The sequence below is a fragment of the Chitinophaga sp. genome (assembly GCF_036566945.1).
Lineage (GTDB): Bacteria > Bacteroidota > Bacteroidia > Chitinophagales > Chitinophagaceae > Chitinophaga.
Map to the genome: position 1 here is coordinate 1 of NZ_DATCVJ010000568.1, position 15,682 is coordinate 15,682.

The 15,682-nt window shown below is 43.6% G+C and carries 13 protein-coding genes and 1 pseudogene; 9 read left to right on the forward strand and 5 right to left on the reverse strand.

The genetic code is table 11. The features are described 5' to 3' along the window. Positions 1 to 116: 116 nt before the first annotated feature. From VIP81_RS17220 to VIP81_RS17240, 5 genes are all read left to right on the forward strand, one after another. Complete coding sequence (locus VIP81_RS17220; protein WP_331963550.1) at positions 117 to 3,419, forward strand: SusC/RagA family TonB-linked outer membrane protein; 3,303 nt, start codon at positions 117 to 119, stop codon at positions 3,417 to 3,419. A gap of 37 nt (positions 3,420 to 3,456) precedes the next feature. Continuing rightward, the gene (locus tag VIP81_RS17225; RefSeq protein ID WP_331963553.1) at positions 3,457 to 5,406 is read left to right on the forward strand and encodes a RagB/SusD family nutrient uptake outer membrane protein; all 1,950 of its coding nucleotides are present in this window, start codon (positions 3,457 to 3,459) and stop codon (positions 5,404 to 5,406) included. 46 nt (positions 5,407 to 5,452) lie between these two features. Further along, positions 5,453 to 5,899 carry a DUF5018-related domain-containing protein gene (locus VIP81_RS17230; RefSeq protein ID WP_331963556.1) on the forward strand — a complete coding sequence of 149 codons (447 nt, stop codon included), beginning with the start codon at positions 5,453 to 5,455 and terminating at the stop codon, positions 5,897 to 5,899. A gap of 233 nt (positions 5,900 to 6,132) precedes the next feature. Then, a complete protein-coding gene (locus tag VIP81_RS17235; protein WP_331963559.1) occupies positions 6,133 to 7,263 on the forward strand; it encodes a zinc-binding dehydrogenase in 1,131 nt (376 codons plus the stop codon). 52 nt (positions 7,264 to 7,315) lie between these two features. Next, entirely contained in the window at positions 7,316 to 7,990 is a 675-nt protein-coding gene (locus tag VIP81_RS17240) for a phosphonatase-like hydrolase (protein ID WP_331963562.1), read from the forward strand. Positions 7,991 to 8,055: 65 nt separating this feature from the next. Here the strand turns inward: VIP81_RS17240 and VIP81_RS17245 are convergent, their stop codons facing one another. Together VIP81_RS17245 and VIP81_RS17250 are read right to left on the reverse strand one after the other, a co-directional pair. Then, a complete protein-coding gene (locus VIP81_RS17245) occupies positions 8,056 to 8,922 on the reverse strand; it encodes an alkaline phosphatase (RefSeq protein WP_331963565.1) in 867 nt (288 codons plus the stop codon). Between the two features lie 95 nt (positions 8,923 to 9,017). Further along, entirely contained in the window at positions 9,018 to 9,623 is a 606-nt protein-coding gene (locus VIP81_RS17250; RefSeq protein WP_331963568.1) for an XRE family transcriptional regulator, read from the reverse strand. Positions 9,624 to 9,786: 163 nt separating this feature from the next. Between VIP81_RS17250 and VIP81_RS17255 the strand changes: the two genes are divergently transcribed. Then, positions 9,787 to 11,055: an MFS transporter gene (locus VIP81_RS17255; protein ID WP_331963571.1), complete on the forward strand. Its 1,269-nt coding sequence runs from the start codon at positions 9,787 to 9,789 to the stop codon at positions 11,053 to 11,055. A gap of 69 nt (positions 11,056 to 11,124) precedes the next feature. Here the strand turns inward: VIP81_RS17255 and VIP81_RS17260 are convergent, their stop codons facing one another. Then, the gene (locus VIP81_RS17260) at positions 11,125 to 11,721 is read right to left on the reverse strand and encodes a Crp/Fnr family transcriptional regulator (protein WP_331963576.1); all 597 of its coding nucleotides are present in this window, start codon (positions 11,719 to 11,721) and stop codon (positions 11,125 to 11,127) included. A 28-nt stretch (positions 11,722 to 11,749) separates the two neighbouring features. Next, on the reverse strand, positions 11,750 to 12,454 hold the full coding sequence (locus VIP81_RS17265; RefSeq protein ID WP_331963579.1) for a CPBP family intramembrane glutamic endopeptidase: 705 nt from the start codon (positions 12,452 to 12,454) through the stop codon (positions 11,750 to 11,752). Positions 12,455 to 12,668: 214 nt separating this feature from the next. Between VIP81_RS17265 and VIP81_RS17270 the strand changes: the two genes are divergently transcribed. From VIP81_RS17270 to VIP81_RS17280, 3 genes are read left to right on the forward strand one after another with little or no spacing between them, the layout of a single operon-like run. Beyond that, entirely contained in the window at positions 12,669 to 13,301 is a 633-nt protein-coding gene (locus tag VIP81_RS17270; protein WP_331963582.1) for a hypothetical protein, read from the forward strand. A gap of 3 nt (positions 13,302 to 13,304) precedes the next feature. Continuing rightward, entirely contained in the window at positions 13,305 to 14,372 is a 1,068-nt protein-coding gene (locus tag VIP81_RS17275) for a sensor histidine kinase (protein ID WP_331963585.1), read from the forward strand. 29 nt (positions 14,373 to 14,401) lie between these two features. Further along, positions 14,402 to 15,118: a LytTR family DNA-binding domain-containing protein gene (locus VIP81_RS17280; RefSeq protein WP_331963590.1), complete on the forward strand. Its 717-nt coding sequence runs from the start codon at positions 14,402 to 14,404 to the stop codon at positions 15,116 to 15,118. 67 nt (positions 15,119 to 15,185) lie between these two features. Here VIP81_RS17280 and VIP81_RS17285 read toward each other — a convergent pair. Next, positions 15,186 to 15,682: pseudogene (locus tag VIP81_RS17285) on the reverse strand (catalase-peroxidase); the annotation flags it as partial.

Below are 15,682 nucleotides of genomic sequence, written 5' to 3' on the forward strand. Positions count from 1 at the left end.
AACGTAGCGCCGGGACAGAAGTGGCCAACAACCCCACTTCCCGGATGATGGAATAACGACTCGTTATTCCAAATGGGAATGTCATTACCTGATTTTTTAAACCAAAACTATAAAAAATGGCTACTAAGCTAAACGGGAGAAGTAATGGGAGCTGTAGATCTTCCATTTTCCGCTATGGAATATTCCTGTTGATTTCCTTTTTCTGGTGGCACGCAGCAGCGGGCAATATATCTCGTGAGGCGATACCTGTCTCGGGAGTTGTCAGAAGTGAAACCGGAGAAACAATTCCGGGTGTGTCGGTGGTAGAAAAAGGAAAATCCAACGGAAAATTAACAAATGAAAATGGTGGATTTGCGATGACGGTATCCGGCACGGAAGCTATCCTGGTTTTTTCCTACATGGGATATGTAACACAGGAAGTAAAAGTAGGAGACAAAAGAACTTTTGATATTAAGCTGGCAACGAATCTGAAAGATTTGGGAGAAGTGGTGGTGACCGCTTATGGAAAGGTGAAAAAGAGCAGTCTTACCGATGCGGTTTTCGCTGTTAATACAGAGCAGCTGGCCAACCGACCGATGAGAACTTTATCAGATGGATTGGTAGGTCTGGCGCCAGGTCTGAATATCAGAATGTCAAGCGGTGCACCGGAAAGTAGTCCTTCTATCAATATCCGTGGTTTTACAGCTATCAATTCAAGTGCAGCTCCATTAGTGCTGGTGGATGGTGTGGAGCGTCCTATCGCCGATGTAGATCCAAATGATGTAGCAAGTATTTCCCTGCTGAAAGATGGCGCCTCCACGGCTATTTATGGATCAAGAGCGCCTTACGGTATTCTCCTGATCACCACAAAAAGTGGTAAAAGCGGCAAACTGTCTCTTAACTATTCTGCCAATGTCAAAGTTGGAAAGATGACATTGTTTCCAACGCAGCCATCATCACCTGAGTGGGCACGTTATATTAATCTCGCGCAAAGAAACGGACAGCCCAATGGAACCGGTACAGACGGTGTAGATGCAATCACCATCGCAAGAATGGAAGCCTGGTTAAAGAAAGACTGGAACAACCCGGCTTTTGATGATTTAAGAACACAATTTGGTGATAACGCGCAGGCATATATTGAAAATGGTCAGTTCCCGACTACTAATGCGGGCTTTAAGAACTGGACCAGGGAGCAGTCTTTTGCTACCACAGATTTATATGGTGCCTATTTAAATAAATCAGCCGTGAGCCAGCAACACAATATTGGGTTCAGCGGAGGAACGGATAAACTTCAATACATTTCAGGATTTGGATATAACGCTACAAACGGATTATTTAAGGGTGACTTTAACTATAACAAACGCTACAACTTCCACACAAAACTGAATTTTCAAGCCACCGATTGGCTGGAATTAAGAAGTGATATAAGCTATGTGAATCAGCAAAACCAGGGCGCCAACTATATGGCCAGAAATGGTAGTGATAGTCAAAGCGGAACAGTGGCCGACTACGGTAGCATCTTTGGTTCTATGATGCAATACTTTGCTACGCCACTGCGTGTGCCTTCCGGCAATGCTTATTCCTGGATCCTCGGTGCAGCCGGTATCATGGGCGATGGCGGTTTATTTACGAACCAAAGAAACGATCTGGTACTGACAGGTGGCGCCACTTTAAAACCAGTGAAAAATCTGGAGATAAGTGGAGACTACACCTGGCGGGTGAATAACAGTGATTATACCAGGGTAGATAAAATTGCCTACACCGAACTTCCTGACGGAACGAAAATACAGAACAACAGATCGGCCAACGTGAGCAGTATCTCTAAAGCCTATGGTAGCCAGAACTATAAGTTTGCGCGCTTTAGTGCACAGTACCGCTATACACTGGCCAATCAGCACAACTTCTTTATACAGGCAGGTATGCAGGCAGAAGATAACAAGTATAAATCGTTATCAGGAAGCCGTACAGACCTTTTCTCACAGGATAATATCCAGGCATTGAATGGTGCAGCCAACAATCAGCAGGCAAACGATAATTTGTACGAGTGGGCGATGTTAGGTTACTATGGCGTATTTTCTTACGACTTCAAAGAAAAGTATTTCGTGAAATTTGCTGGTCGCCGTGATGCCAGCTCCCGTTTTGCGAAAGATTCCCGCTGGGGTATGTTTCCTTCTGTTTCCGCTGCCTGGAATGCAGCAAAGGAATCATTCTGGCCAGCAAAGAAATATATATCCGAGTTTAAACCAAGAGTTTCCTGGTCCAGTTCAGGCGATGTGGCTTCCAATGGCGCGACTAATTATTACAGCAATCAGCCTACCCTTGCATTTGGTGTAGATCAATATACGTTGTTGGGTGGCAACTACTCGAATTACGCGACTGCACCTGGTCTGGTAAGCTCCACACTCACCTGGGCCAAACCAACCGTTATCGATTTAGGAATGGATGTTACTGCGCTCCGCGGAAGATTATCACTGACCTACGATTGGTATCAGCGTACCGTGAAGGATCAGGTAGGTCCTCCGAATCCTTTGCCGGCCACTTTGGGAACTTCTGCTCCGTCTCTTAATAATGCGGTATCAGAAACACGCGGCTGGGAATTTACCATTGGCTGGAATGACCAGGTGCAAGTGGGCAAAAAACCACTGTTCTACGGCGTCAGATTAAATATGAGTGATTATATCGGTTACGTAACGAAATATTCAGCGAATAAATCAGGTATTGTAAGTGGTACCTGGACGCCTGGCCAATTATTCGGACAGAACTATACCTACGATGTAAACAAAATCGCACAGAATAAAGGTGACCTGTCTTCAGGTACATTAGCGAATACTTATACTTATCCCGGTAACTTAATGTACAATGATAAGAACGGAGACGGCTATATTAATTCCGGCAACGGAGGATTCTGGTACAGCCGTGGAGATCTGTCACCTAATGGTTTCAACTATCCACGTAAGTCGTTCTCTATTTTACCTACCGTTTCCTGGAACAACTTTACTTTCTCCGCCGTTTTAGAAGGCGTGCTGCAATGGACGGTTTACAACAGCACAGAATGGGTTTGGGGAACCCGTGCAGGTAGTGATCTTGCTTATTTCTACACCCCGGCATTCAAAGAAAGCACCAGTCTCGGTTACTGGAACACGGATAACAAAGATGCTTTCTTCCCTGCCTTCAATACCGGTTCTGGTTTGGCTACCAAACAATATTCTCTGAACCTGGCTAACCTCAGGATCCGTAATGTTACCATTGGTTATGATTTACCGAAAAGCTTAATAGAAAGAATAAAACTGAAGAGAGCCAATCTGTATGTAAGTGGAGATAATCTTGGATTTATTTTCAACAAATCATTCATAAAATATGATCCGGAATTGCTTAGTAGTGGTGTGAACGGATATCCTCCGTTACGGTATTACTCTGTGGGCTTAAACGTAAGCCTGTAAACACTATTATGATCACAATCAATAATACAGTTGAGATATGAAACGATATTCACAAAAATTATGGAAGACCGTCCCTGTTATCTGCAGCATGGCTTTCATTTTAATGTCTTGTTCGAAGGATTTTTTGGATAAGAGCCCATTAGCGTCGGTAGATGCTACTAACTTTTTCAGATCTGCTTCAGATCTGAAGATTTTTGTCAATGGATTTTATCCGAGACTTGCACCGCAATACAATACACAGGGCGGAACAGGTACCACAAGTGGTGGTAACAGTAACCTGGCGCTGGATGCAAATTCCGATGTGATGATTGTGCAAACCACCATCACGGGAAACTTGTATCGCTGGAGCGTTGCCAATGTGGCTCCGGAAACCAACAGCAACTGGAATAACGGTTATGCTGCCATCAGAAGCGATAATTACTTTTTGCATTATGCTAATCTGAATGCAGAGAAATCTGCGGCGGCCGCTCACTATATAGGAGAGGGATATTTTTTCCGTGCCTGGGATTACTTTGAATTGTTGTCACAGTTTGGTGGTGTGCCACTGATGACGGAACTTTTAACGGATGCCGATGTCGCTAAATTGTATGCGCCCCGGGCTTCCCGTTATGATGTGGCTAAACTGATTATCAGTGACCTGGACTCTGCCATCAGCCGCCTGAACTGGAAAGGCGAAGGTGAAGCAGCTACTACCGGACGAATCAACAAAGAATCTGCACTTGCTTTAAAAGCCAGGGTAGCCTTGTATGAAGGTACCTGGGAATATTATCATAGCAAAAAAGGTACGCCATTCGCTATGACTGGAAAAAATGGTGTGGAGTTTTTAAATCTCGTTGCCCCCGCTGTTGAAACCATCATGACCCGTCAGGGAACTAAAGTGTATACCGCCGGTGGCGATAAAACCATTGCCTACAATCAGCTGTTTGCACAAAAAGATGCATCCAATGTGGATGGGGTACTGTTGTATAAAGTGTATGACGCTTCCAAACTTCCATTAAGTCACAATTTCTTCTTCAAGATATTAGATTCAGGTCCTTCTATTACCGATCACCTGGTAGACATCTATTTAAATATGGATGGTACGCCTCAGGATATTACCAGCGCCTATACTAATTCACTGGATGAATTAGGTACAAAGCTGGATCCGCGATTCAAACAAACCGTTTGGATTCCATCCCGTGGCCCGCTGAATCAGCTGCCAGGCAGAGGAGGAGACGGTGATCCTTTCAGATATCCGGTGATTGCCTCTCAGGCGCCTTACACCAGCATTGGTTTTACACCAACCGGTTACAGGAATTTCAAAGGAGCGGTATTGGCACAGGAAGCTACCAAAGGTGAAACGGATGATATTCTCATCAGGTATGAAGAAGCACTGTTGTCATTTGCAGAGGCTAAAGCGATCCTGGGTACTTTAACACAGGGAGATCTCGACAAATCGATAAATGTTATTCGCGGCAGAGTAGGTATGACGCCTATGGCGATTACGGCAGGCACAGGTTTCACTTATAAAGCGGAATATGGATTTGACCTGACGGAGTTGCCGATCGTTAACGAAATAAGAAGAGAAAGAACGGTAGAACTGGCGCTGGAAGGCTTCCGCCTGGATGATCTGAAAAGATGGGCAGTATACGATAAAGTGATTAACGGATATCAGCCTAAAGGTGCTAAGATGCAGGAATGGCTGGATTACTATAACAGAACTGCCGCCCAGGTAGCACTGGACAATGGTAGCGATGCCACTTTGTACAGTCAGATCAGAAAAGACGGATACACGAAGAATGAATTTAAGCTGACTGTGGATGGAAATGTTTCGGCATTCCCGAGCGGAAGATTGAACCCATGGTTTAACCTGGTAGATTTCAAACCAGGCGGCAGAGGTTTATTCATTGAGCCAACCAGAGATTACCTGAGTGCCGTGCCGCTCCAGGAAATAAAATTATACCAGGCAAATAATGCCACGCTTACACAAAATCCCGGCTGGAACTGATTTTAAGCCAGCAGGTATTTACTAATAACTAAATAATATCAGGGTGATGAATAAGATAATAAAACTCTCCGCTTTCCTGTGTATGCTTTTAATTTTTGCTGCTTCCTGTATGAAGCCGCGGGTAGACATGGATTTAGGTGCCTGGGGCGATAATGCCAATATTACCGCCGCGGTGATATTCAGGTATGTAGAAGTCAAAACGCAGTTAGGGTACAAAGACAGCGTTATCGGCTATCAGAACGTATCTATTTCGACTAAAAGCAATACAATTGATAAAGCTGCAGCCACTGTTAATATCGTCGCCGTAAGTGGTACAGATCTTACCAAAATGGGGATCAGGTTTACCCATCTGGCTACGAAGATTGAGCCACTCGATGGCGCCCCGGTAGCTGGTGTGATCAGCGACTTCACTAAAGGAACTTTCAAATACCGTCTTTATTCAGCAGATGGTACTACCAGAGACTGGACAGTGAATGTTACGGTAGGGCTGTAGGTAGATGGTAAGTTAATGCCTGTAATACCCCAACACGTTGCATTCCCGTAACCTGTTGGGGTTTGGCTTTTCTTCTCTGACTCATGGCGCTGTTGTTAAAGAAATATTATTTTTTTAAATAAAATATACAATTTAAAAATTTCTTCACAGGAAATATTAATTTCGCATTGGGAAATTTATTTTGGTGTAAGAAATACGTTTATCCGGCTAAAAATACAAATAGCGACATATTCATGAAAGGACAAGAAATAGATACAGATATAAACAGCCCGATCGTACTTACCGGGCAGCTGGCTTTATTTAACGGCCCCGGACAGGCATTCGAGCTGAAAGAGTTTAACGTGCGGCCTTTACAGCCTGGTGAGTTATTGGTAAAGAATGTGTATACCACTATTTGTGGGAGTGACCTCCATACCTTTTGCGGGGTTAGAAAAGAGCCTTGTCCTACTGTACTCGGACATGAAATAGTTGGAGAAGTAGTGGCATTACATCCTACACACACCGGCTTTGATTTGCGTGGTAAACAATTACAGCCGGGCGATCGCATTACCTGGACTGTCTTCTCGAGCAATCCGCAATCTATCAACTCCCTGCGGGGCATCCCGCAAAAAGGGGATGATCTTTTTAAATACGGACATGTATTGGTGGAAGAGCCGGAAGTATTCCACGGCGGATTGGGCACTTATTGTATTATTAAAGCCAATACCGGTATTATTAAAATACCCGAAAATATGCCATTGTCCATTGCGGCTACCTTGAATTGTTCTGTATCTACGGTCGCCGGGGCGCTGAGAATGGCCGGCGACATTAAGGATAAACATGTACTGATTACCGGTATGGGACACCTTGGTATTACCTGTGCCGCCATGTGTCGTGAAGCAGGTGCAGAATGGATAGGTGCCGCCGATATTGCGGAAAGAAGATTGGAGGAGGCACTGGGCTTTGGCGCTGATGAAGTGTTTAACATGAACGGCGACAATTCAAAGATGTTGGCTGCGTTGCAGGAAAGAACAAACGGAAAAGGGATTGATGTAGTATTCGATATGAGTGGTTCTCCAGAAGCCATGGAATTTGGCATTAACAGTCTTGGCATTGGAGGATGTGCGGTATTGATAGGGGCGGTGTTTAATACCAAACCCTTACTCATTGACCCGGAAAGAGTGATCCGGAATCTGCTCACGATTAAAGGACTGCACAACTATAACTTCGAAGATTTTAAGTACGCTTTTGATTTTATGAAACGCAATTGGGAAAAATATCCTTTTGGTACAGTGGTGGAAAAAGAGTTTTCTTTGGAGCAGGTGGGTGAGGCATTTGAATATGCGCTTGCACAGAAGCCTTTAAGAGTAGGTATTAAATTGTAATATAGCATAGCGGCATCTGGCTGCATCAATAGAAAATAAAAATAGAATCAGTATGATTAAGATGGTTGTTTTTGATATGGCCGGTACCACGGTGAATGAAGATAATGTGGTGTATAAAACATTACAGAAAGCGATCAATGAGCATGGCTTTGACTTCACGCTGGAACAAGTGCTGGCGGAAGGTGCAGGAAAAGAAAAACTGCAGGCCATTAAAAGTGTATTGGCAGTATATGCCGGTAATCATGAGGCGCAATTAGCTAACAAGATCTTCGCACGTTTCAGGACTTTACTGGACAGTGCTTACACAGACCTGGAAGTGACCGAACAAGAGAATGCCACCAGCTTATTTCATTCTCTCCGGGAAAAAGGTGTGCTGGTAGTATTAAACACCGGCTACCAGGAAGATACTGCCAAAGGATTAATCACCAAGCTGGGTTGGCAGCGTGGTCAGGATTATGATGAACTGGTAACAGCCAGCGATGTACCGCGTAACCGGCCCTACCCGGATATGATTCTGCGTGCCATGGAGCAATTTGGTATTCAGGAAGGAACACAGGTCGTAAAAGTAGGCGATTCTACCATCGATATTGAAGAAGGACAAAATGCCGGCTGTGCGTATTCTATTGGTATCACCACCGGTGCGCATACCATGGAGCAATTACAAACAGCTTCTCCGGATTATATTATTCATAATCTGAAAGATCTGTTGCCCATCATCAACTCTTAACCTATTCCATGAAAAAAGCCGCTGGTTCCTAGCGGACCATGCGGCTTATACCTGTATCAGGATGATTATTTAAAGATCTCTGTAATTGGTTTACCAATCCATACCTGCGGAATAGTAAGACCAAATAAACTGGCAATAGTAGCGGCGGTATCAAATGTCATTACACTGCTCTTTACTTCATGGTTCGACTGAATGCCTGGTCCTTTCACGATCCACGGAATTTCCATTTCATTCATAGAGATGGAACCATGTCCCTTGTTGATGCCGCCATGATCGGCCGTAAAAATCACTACGGTATTCTTTTCCATTCCTGCTTCCCGGATGGCCTCGAGCACTTCCGCCACATGGGCATCTGTACGTTCTACAGCAGCGTAATATTCGGGCGTGCCATGTCCTACGGTATGGCCTACACTGTCTACATCATGAAAGTGAATAAATAGAAAATCGGGCTTTGCCTGTTTGATATAAGCGGTAGCTGCGGCGCTGACGGCAACGTCGCCATCGCAGTTCTGGTCTTTGTTTACGGCTGCTTTAGGAAAAAGATAACCAATGCCTTCCCATTCATAGATCACGCCTATTTCGCTATGTGGTTTGGCTTTTCTCAAAAGACTGTAAACGCTGGGAAACATATTGTATTCGTCGAGTACCCTTGCCGGTAAGTCGGGCTTTTTACTGCCCCAGGTGGTATAGCCATGTAATTCAGGACCTGCTCCCATTACCATAGAGGCCCAGTTGGGTGCGCTGGAAGAGGGTAATACCGTTCTGGCATGTAAGGTCCAGGATCCCTGTTGCATCAATGCTCTGAGCGTAGGCACTTTTGCTTGCTGGAAGGCATAGGCACCAAATCCATCCGTGCCGATTAAAATGATATGCTGCGGTTTTTTTTGCGCCTGCGTATACTGGGCAAAGAGTATCGCACTGAGGAGCATCATTGTTCTACTGATTCTGAGAAAAAACATTTGCATTTTTTCTTCAAATATATTTACTTTAAAGAAATTATTTTTCCTTAAAGTAAATATAAAGACAATTATTTCCGGAGTTCACCAAAAAAGTACATGACGAGCAGCCGGCAGGTAATGTTTTGGTGGTTAATGGGAACATGCCCGATACTACCATCAAAAAATAGGGCATCTCCTTCAGCAAGGTCAAAGGTTTTGTCTTCCAGCTGATATTGTAATGGGCCATTGAGTACGTATACAAACTCATAAGCAGCCGTGGTTACCTGGGCACGTTGGGAACCCGGACTTAAAGTGAGCAATGAAATTTGAAAAGCACCGCCTTCAAACGTAGATTCTATGACCGACTGGTACTGAAATCCAATGGCGCCTTCCTCTTTTTCATAAGTCGAGAAGCCATCTTTCGGCAGGTAGAGGTATCCTGGAAAGTCGCTCTCGGCACTCAGCTCAGAAAAGAATATTTCCGGTGTAATGCCCAGCTTCTGAATGATCGTAAATAGTGTAGGGATGGTTGGCAACATCCGCCCATTCTCGATTTTGGACAATAACGCCGACTTTATGCCGGTAACGCCGGAAAGGTCCAGTAATTTGAGTCCTTTTTCCTTGCGGTACTTTCTGATGAGGCCTCCTATTCTGTGGTAAACCAACTGTCCACCACTTACTGGTTCCTGGTTCATGAACTTAACGATTTATTAAAATGAGATACTGTAAATTTATTAATAAGAAATTTAATTTCGCCAAAGGAAATAAAATGTTTCCTACACGTACGAAAAACGAAAGTTAGATAATTCTTCATTAAGCCCGCGTAAATTGTGCGGGTGCTTTAAATCTATTCAGATAATGACTACAGGGGTTGTTGAGGAAATTAAAAAGCAGCGTTGGAAAATGCTACTGGTCACGATGTTCTGCTATCTGTTCTTTTATACAGGTCGCCACAACTTTGGCTGGGCAGCCCACCAGCTTGCCGATACGCTCCATATTTCCTATGAACGGGTGGGGTGGATCAGTTTTTCCATGTTGGTGAGTTACGCCCTGGGGCAACTGATCAACGGCAATCTGGCCGACAGATTTAGTCCGAAACACATGATTACTATCGGTGGACTGCTTTCGGTACTAGCGAATGTATTGATCAGTTATTCTAACTCTTTTGTGGTGATCCTGATTTTATGGAGCCTGAACGGATATTTCCAATCTATGGCCTGGGCTTCCGGCAGCAGAATTATTTCAAACTGGTGGCATACCGGAAACAGAGGCCTCGCCTTTGGTTTATATACCATGGCGGCAGGACTGTCTTCTGTTATCACCTATCTCATGTCCATTTTACTGGTACATGAAAGTTGGCGTAACCTGTTCCGCATACCGGTGCTCTTTCTTGCAGTCGCTGTCATCATATTTTTCCTGGTGGTGAAAAATGGACCTGATACTGTTAGTACTTCTTCGGGAGATGTAGCAGCGCCCAAACCCGGTTGGAAAGAAGGGTATCGCCAGGTATTGAGCAACCGCCGATTTCTGATAGTATGCCTGGCACTTGGCTTTCAAAGCATGGCCCGGTATGCACTCATTTTCTGGCTGCCACTTTATTTTTTGGGTGCAGGCGTAGGAACAACTGGTTCCCAGGTTTGGATAAGCCTGTTGTTGCCCATTGGTATGGCCATCGGAGCCATTTCATTTGGCTTTATGTCTGACTGGTTGTTCCGTTCAAATCGTATTAACTCTATCAGTTTCGGTATGGGCATGTGTAGTGTATTGTCTGCCGCTATTTATTTTATTAGTGCAAAGAGTGGGATCACTATTGCGGTCCTGGTGTTCCTGGCAGGCTTCTTTGCTTATGGTCCACAGGCCAATTTCTGGCCGCTGGCGCCGGAGTTACTGGGACAGGTATACGTAGGCACCGGTACGGGTATCATGAACATGGTGGCCTACGTATTTGCCGCCATAGGAGAGCCCCTGATGGGGAAATTTATTGATGCCACCGGTAACAAGGCTGTGATTTTTATTATCGTCACGGTTATTTCGCTGCTAAGTGCAGTAACGATATTACTGACCCGTACAATTACACCTGCAAAAATCGATGCAGATAAACTGGAAGTAGATTATTCTGCTGGTTGATAAGATACATTTCATAAAAAAGCGTGATACATTCTCTGGAATGGGATCACGCTTTTTTATGTTTGTGCATTAGATATTTTCCTTTAAAGTAACCCTTTTCCTGATCCTGCTCAGGCTTTCGGAAGTTACGCCCAAATAGGAGGCAATGAACTTCAGGGAGGTGCGTTGAATAATTTGTGGCCTTATCTTAATCAATTTAATATAACGCTCTTCGGCAGTGAGTGTCAGTAAATTTATTTGTTCCTCCTGCTTTTTCGCATACAATGTTTCGGCCATCATCCGGGCCATAGTACTACCTAACATGGTAGAGTCGTATAGGAATTTCAAATCAGTATGAGAGATGGACCAGATAACAATATCTTCCAGGGCCACTGTCTTTAATGGTTTTTGTTCCTGTTTTAAAAAAGAAAGGTAATCTCCAAAGAAATCATTTTCGTAAAAAAGGTTGATGCAGATATCGTGTTTGCCATTCCAGATAAAAAGCCCGGCAGTGCCGCTGATGAGGATATTTAGATATTTTTCTGTGGTACCATAATCCTTGATCACTTCATTCTTCCGGAAATGTCTTTCCTGTAGCTTCGATGTAAAGCCCTCCCAGGTTTTTGCGTCCGTGGGGTAAAAGTGATCAAAAATGAGTTTGACATTTTGTGGGGTAATTTCTGGCATGTAACGTAATTAAATATTGATGACTACATCACCCATTGATGGCTACAATGCTGCCAGCCGTTTTATTGCTGCGAACCACGTAGCCAATCCAGATAAGAAATATAGCGACCAGGGTAACTGTTAGCGCAGTAGACTTATTATCTGCCGCAGCGTAAATATCGTAAATAGCATGAAATGCAGAAAGTGCGATGAGCGAATGTGTTTTGTTTGCCACTGCATATAATCCCCAGCTACTTAATAGCAGTATACAAAAAAAACTGGCGTTTGCCATACTTAATTCGAAGTTAAGGTGCCAGATAAACCATAACACGGCCACCAGGAATATATTCGCAAACTTAGGCAGGGCGGATAGGGAAGGATGTAAAAAGCCGCGCCAGCCTATCTCTTCCAGCAATCCATACATAAGTATCGGGAAAATGACGGTAGTAAAGGCGCCTTTGTATATCCATGTAATAATGCCAACGGCCAGGAAAGGAAGTCCCCAGAATAATAACAAAGTGCCCATCTTATTGTGATAACTCCCCCAGAGTGTTTGCGTTGGCTTAATCCGGAAAGCAAGCATCACTATTAAAGCCGCAACAGCCGGACCAGCCCCCTGGAGGATAATCCTGAGTGCATCTGTTGGCAGGTGAGAAAGTAACGATGTTTTATTAGTAGCATATCTGACAGCAACGGCTATCACATAGAAGGTTACGATTGCTCCAATGCTGATCCTGTTTTTTTGCTTTGTCATGTTACTTCTTTTTGCAAAACTAGTCGAAGTTATGCTGGAAAAAATTGACTTTGGGTAAGAAATCTGGCAATAAGTAGCTGGATCGATTGGTGAAGGCTTCCCCGAAATCATATTTTGCCCCCCGTTTTACATCGTTGGTCGTTTTTTTTTGCCTGCGAATCCCATTCGTGCGTTCTTTACCTAAAGATGATTTACTCACCTAAAACCTGGTAACATGAAAACTTTAAAGATCTTACTGGTGATATTATTAGCCGCGATTTCATTTGAGGGCTGTATCACCTCCCTGTATCCCTTGTACACTGCAAAAGACCTTGTATTTGACAAACGTCTGCTGGGAACCTGGCGTTCAGATAGCTCCGCAGAATCCTGGAAACTGGAAAATCTGATGGACAAGGAATTGTCTGTTTATAAGGATCCGAAAGAAAGAGAAAAACAGGAAATCATCAAAGGCAGTTTTATCAATAAAAATACCTATCTCCTTACCTATACCGAAAAAGGCGAAAAGGTAGAATTGTTACTGAACCTGGTAAAACTGGAGAATAACTTTTATATTGACTTCTATCCCGGCCCGCTAAATGGGAAAAACGAAATGTTGAAGGATTATTATTTACCTGTACACTCTTATGCTAAAATAAAGATTGCTGAAAACGGCTTTGAGCTATGGCCCCTGGATCAAATTTCAATTTATAATTTAGTAAAAGAAAACAAAATAAGGATAAAGCATGAAGACCTCGACAATTTCAAGGTGATCACCGCATCAACAGAGGAACTTCAGAAGTTTGTGATAAAATTCTCGGACAATAAAGAATTATTTTCGGAGTCTAGAAAATTTAAGAAAAGCGTTTAGCGAATGGCATCAGTTAAATACAGGATACAGAATTTGTTACAAAACAGGGTGCTTCAGCATGCCCTGTTTTGGTGTTTATCTTACTACTACCTTCTTTACTATTTTTCGCCGGACAACCCGCAGAAAATAGACCTGATTTATACCAGCGTTTTTCATTTGCCGCTGCTTGCCGGCGTGTATATTAATCTTGCGATGCTGATTCCCTGGCTGCTGCGCAAAAAGAGATATATGGCCTTCCTCTTTTCATTAATTGTACTAATTGGATCGATGGCGGGCTTAAATATTTTACTCTTTAACAAGGTGATTGACTATATATTTCCCGGATACTTCTTTATATCCTACTACGGATTTTCTGAACTGGTCCGTTTTTCCTTTATCTACGTAGGACTTACCACATTACTCAAGTTGTCCCGCGGATGGTTTCAATTGCTGGAATCAGAAAACCGGCTTATCCGCCTGCAGCAGGAAAAGGCAGATACGGAACTATTGTTTCTAAAGACACAGATCAATCCACATTTTTTATTTAATAGTCTGAACAGCATTTATTCGTTGTCGTTACAGAAGGATGAGAAGGCGCCGGCAACGCTGCTGAAACTGGCGGAAGTAATGAGGTACATGATTTATGAATCAGATGGAGATGTTGTTCCGCTTGAAAATGAAATTAATTATCTGAAGAATTATATCGCATTACAGCAGCTGAGAAATTCAGGCAAAGCCACCATAACGTTTTCCGTGAATGGCAGTCCGGATAAACTCCGTGTAGCTCCATTTATGTTTATTGTGTTTGTGGAAAATGGGTTTAAACACGGTGTGGAAGCAGGCATGCAGGAAGCTTTTATTCATGTGGATATGGATATTCAGGAGGAAAAACTACAATTCACAGTAAAAAATAACAAAGGTATTGTAGACGAAACGGAAAATGGCAGCTTCAGAGGGTTGGGACTGGATAATGTAAAACAGCGACTGGAACTGCTGTATCCGCGGCGGTACCAGCTTGTTATTAAACAGGACGCTACGTTATACGCAGTGCAGTTGCAACTGGATCTGTCAGCACCAGAAACGAGCCAATAAATTTATTGATCATTTTTAGCCTGTTATATATGAAAATCAGATGCCTGATTGTAGATGATGAAACGCTTTCCCAGGATGTAATTGCGTCCTATATAAAGGATTTTCCGGTTGTTGAACTGGTGAGGAAATGCAGTAATGCCATTGAGGCTTTGGAGGCCTTGCAGGAAGAAGATATTCAGTTAATTTTTCTGGATATAAAGATGCCCACGCTGTCGGGTATTAATATGTTGAAGTCGATCCCGGCGCCGCCTTGTGTGATTTTTACTACTGCTTACGCACAACATGCCCTGGAAGGGTTTGAGCTGAATGCGGTAGACTATCTGTTAAAACCTTTTTCTTTCGAAAGGTTTACGCAGGCGGTGAATAAGGCCCGCCACAAAATTGAGCTGGAGGCCGTGGCTGCCAGTGGCAAGCGTGCTGGCAAGGAGCCTGATTTTTTTACTGTAAGGGCAGATAAAAAATTGCACAAACTGAATTTTGAAGAGGTGACCTATTTTAATTCTATCGGTGATTATCTTAAAATTTTTATGAAGAATGGAAAGGTGATCATTACCAGTGAAACGCTGAAGAGTATAGAAGAAAGTTTGCCTTCGCACTTGTTCCTGCGGATACATAAATCTTATATCGTAGCGGTGCGGTCTATTTTGTATATAGAGGGAAATCAATTATTCATTGAGGGGGCTGCGCTGCCTATAGGCCTGACTTATAAGGAACAGCTGATTGGTAGATTTGATGCCCGTCGCTGAATTCGTCATAAAAAAACAGCCTCCGATCATGGAGGCTGCCTGTTATATTATTTGCCGGAAGTTACCATTACGCCAAATCAAATCTATCTAAATTCATCACTTTATTCCAGGCGGCCACAAAGTCTTTTACAAATTTTTCTTTCGCATCGGCGCTGCCATATACTTCTGCAATGGCTCTCAGTTCTGAGTTAGCGCCAAACAGCAGATCTGCGCGGGTGCCTGTCCATTTTATTTTACCGGTAGCACGGTCGGTACCTTCGTATAATTCCTTACTTTCTGAAACTGCTTTCCATGCAATGTTCATGTCGAGGAGGTTGGCGAAGAAATCGTTGCTCAACTGGCCTGGTTGTGTGGTGAAAACACCATGCCTGGAACCATCAAAATTGGTATCCAATACCCGTAAACCACCTACCAATACAGTTAATTCAGGCGCAGTGAGTGTGAGCAACTGCGCTTTATCTATCAGCAACTCTTCAGTAGATACGGCGAGCTTTGTGTTACGGTAGTTGCGGAAGCCATCTGCGAGCGGTTCCAGGAAGCCTACAGATTCCACATCGGTTTGTT

Bases quoted from the DNA above. Each gene is read 5' to 3' on its own strand.
- VIP81_RS17245 (WP_331963565.1), bottom strand. From the start codon at position 8,922: ATGATGCTCCTCAGTGCGATACTCTTTGCCCAGTATACGCAGGCGCAA.
- VIP81_RS17240 (WP_331963562.1), top strand. From the start codon at position 7,316: ATGATTAAGATGGTTGTTTTTGATATGGCCGGTACCACGGTGAATGAA.
- VIP81_RS17280 (WP_331963590.1), top strand. From the start codon at position 14,402: ATGAAAATCAGATGCCTGATTGTAGATGATGAAACGCTTTCCCAGGAT.
- VIP81_RS17235 (WP_331963559.1), top strand. From the start codon at position 6,133: ATGAAAGGACAAGAAATAGATACAGATATAAACAGCCCGATCGTACTT.
- VIP81_RS17260 (WP_331963576.1), bottom strand. From the start codon at position 11,721: ATGCCAGAAATTACCCCACAAAATGTCAAACTCATTTTTGATCACTTT.
- VIP81_RS17275 (WP_331963585.1), top strand. From the start codon at position 13,305: ATGGCATCAGTTAAATACAGGATACAGAATTTGTTACAAAACAGGGTG.
- VIP81_RS17230 (WP_331963556.1), top strand. From the start codon at position 5,453: ATGAATAAGATAATAAAACTCTCCGCTTTCCTGTGTATGCTTTTAATT.
- VIP81_RS17255 (WP_331963571.1), top strand. From the start codon at position 9,787: ATGACTACAGGGGTTGTTGAGGAAATTAAAAAGCAGCGTTGGAAAATG.
- VIP81_RS17225 (WP_331963553.1), top strand. From the start codon at position 3,457: ATGAAACGATATTCACAAAAATTATGGAAGACCGTCCCTGTTATCTGC.
- VIP81_RS17220 (WP_331963550.1), top strand. From the start codon at position 117: ATGGCTACTAAGCTAAACGGGAGAAGTAATGGGAGCTGTAGATCTTCC.
- VIP81_RS17265 (WP_331963579.1), bottom strand. From the start codon at position 12,454: ATGACAAAGCAAAAAAACAGGATCAGCATTGGAGCAATCGTAACCTTC.
- VIP81_RS17270 (WP_331963582.1), top strand. From the start codon at position 12,669: ATGAAAACTTTAAAGATCTTACTGGTGATATTATTAGCCGCGATTTCA.
- VIP81_RS17250 (WP_331963568.1), bottom strand. From the start codon at position 9,623: ATGAACCAGGAACCAGTAAGTGGTGGACAGTTGGTTTACCACAGAATA.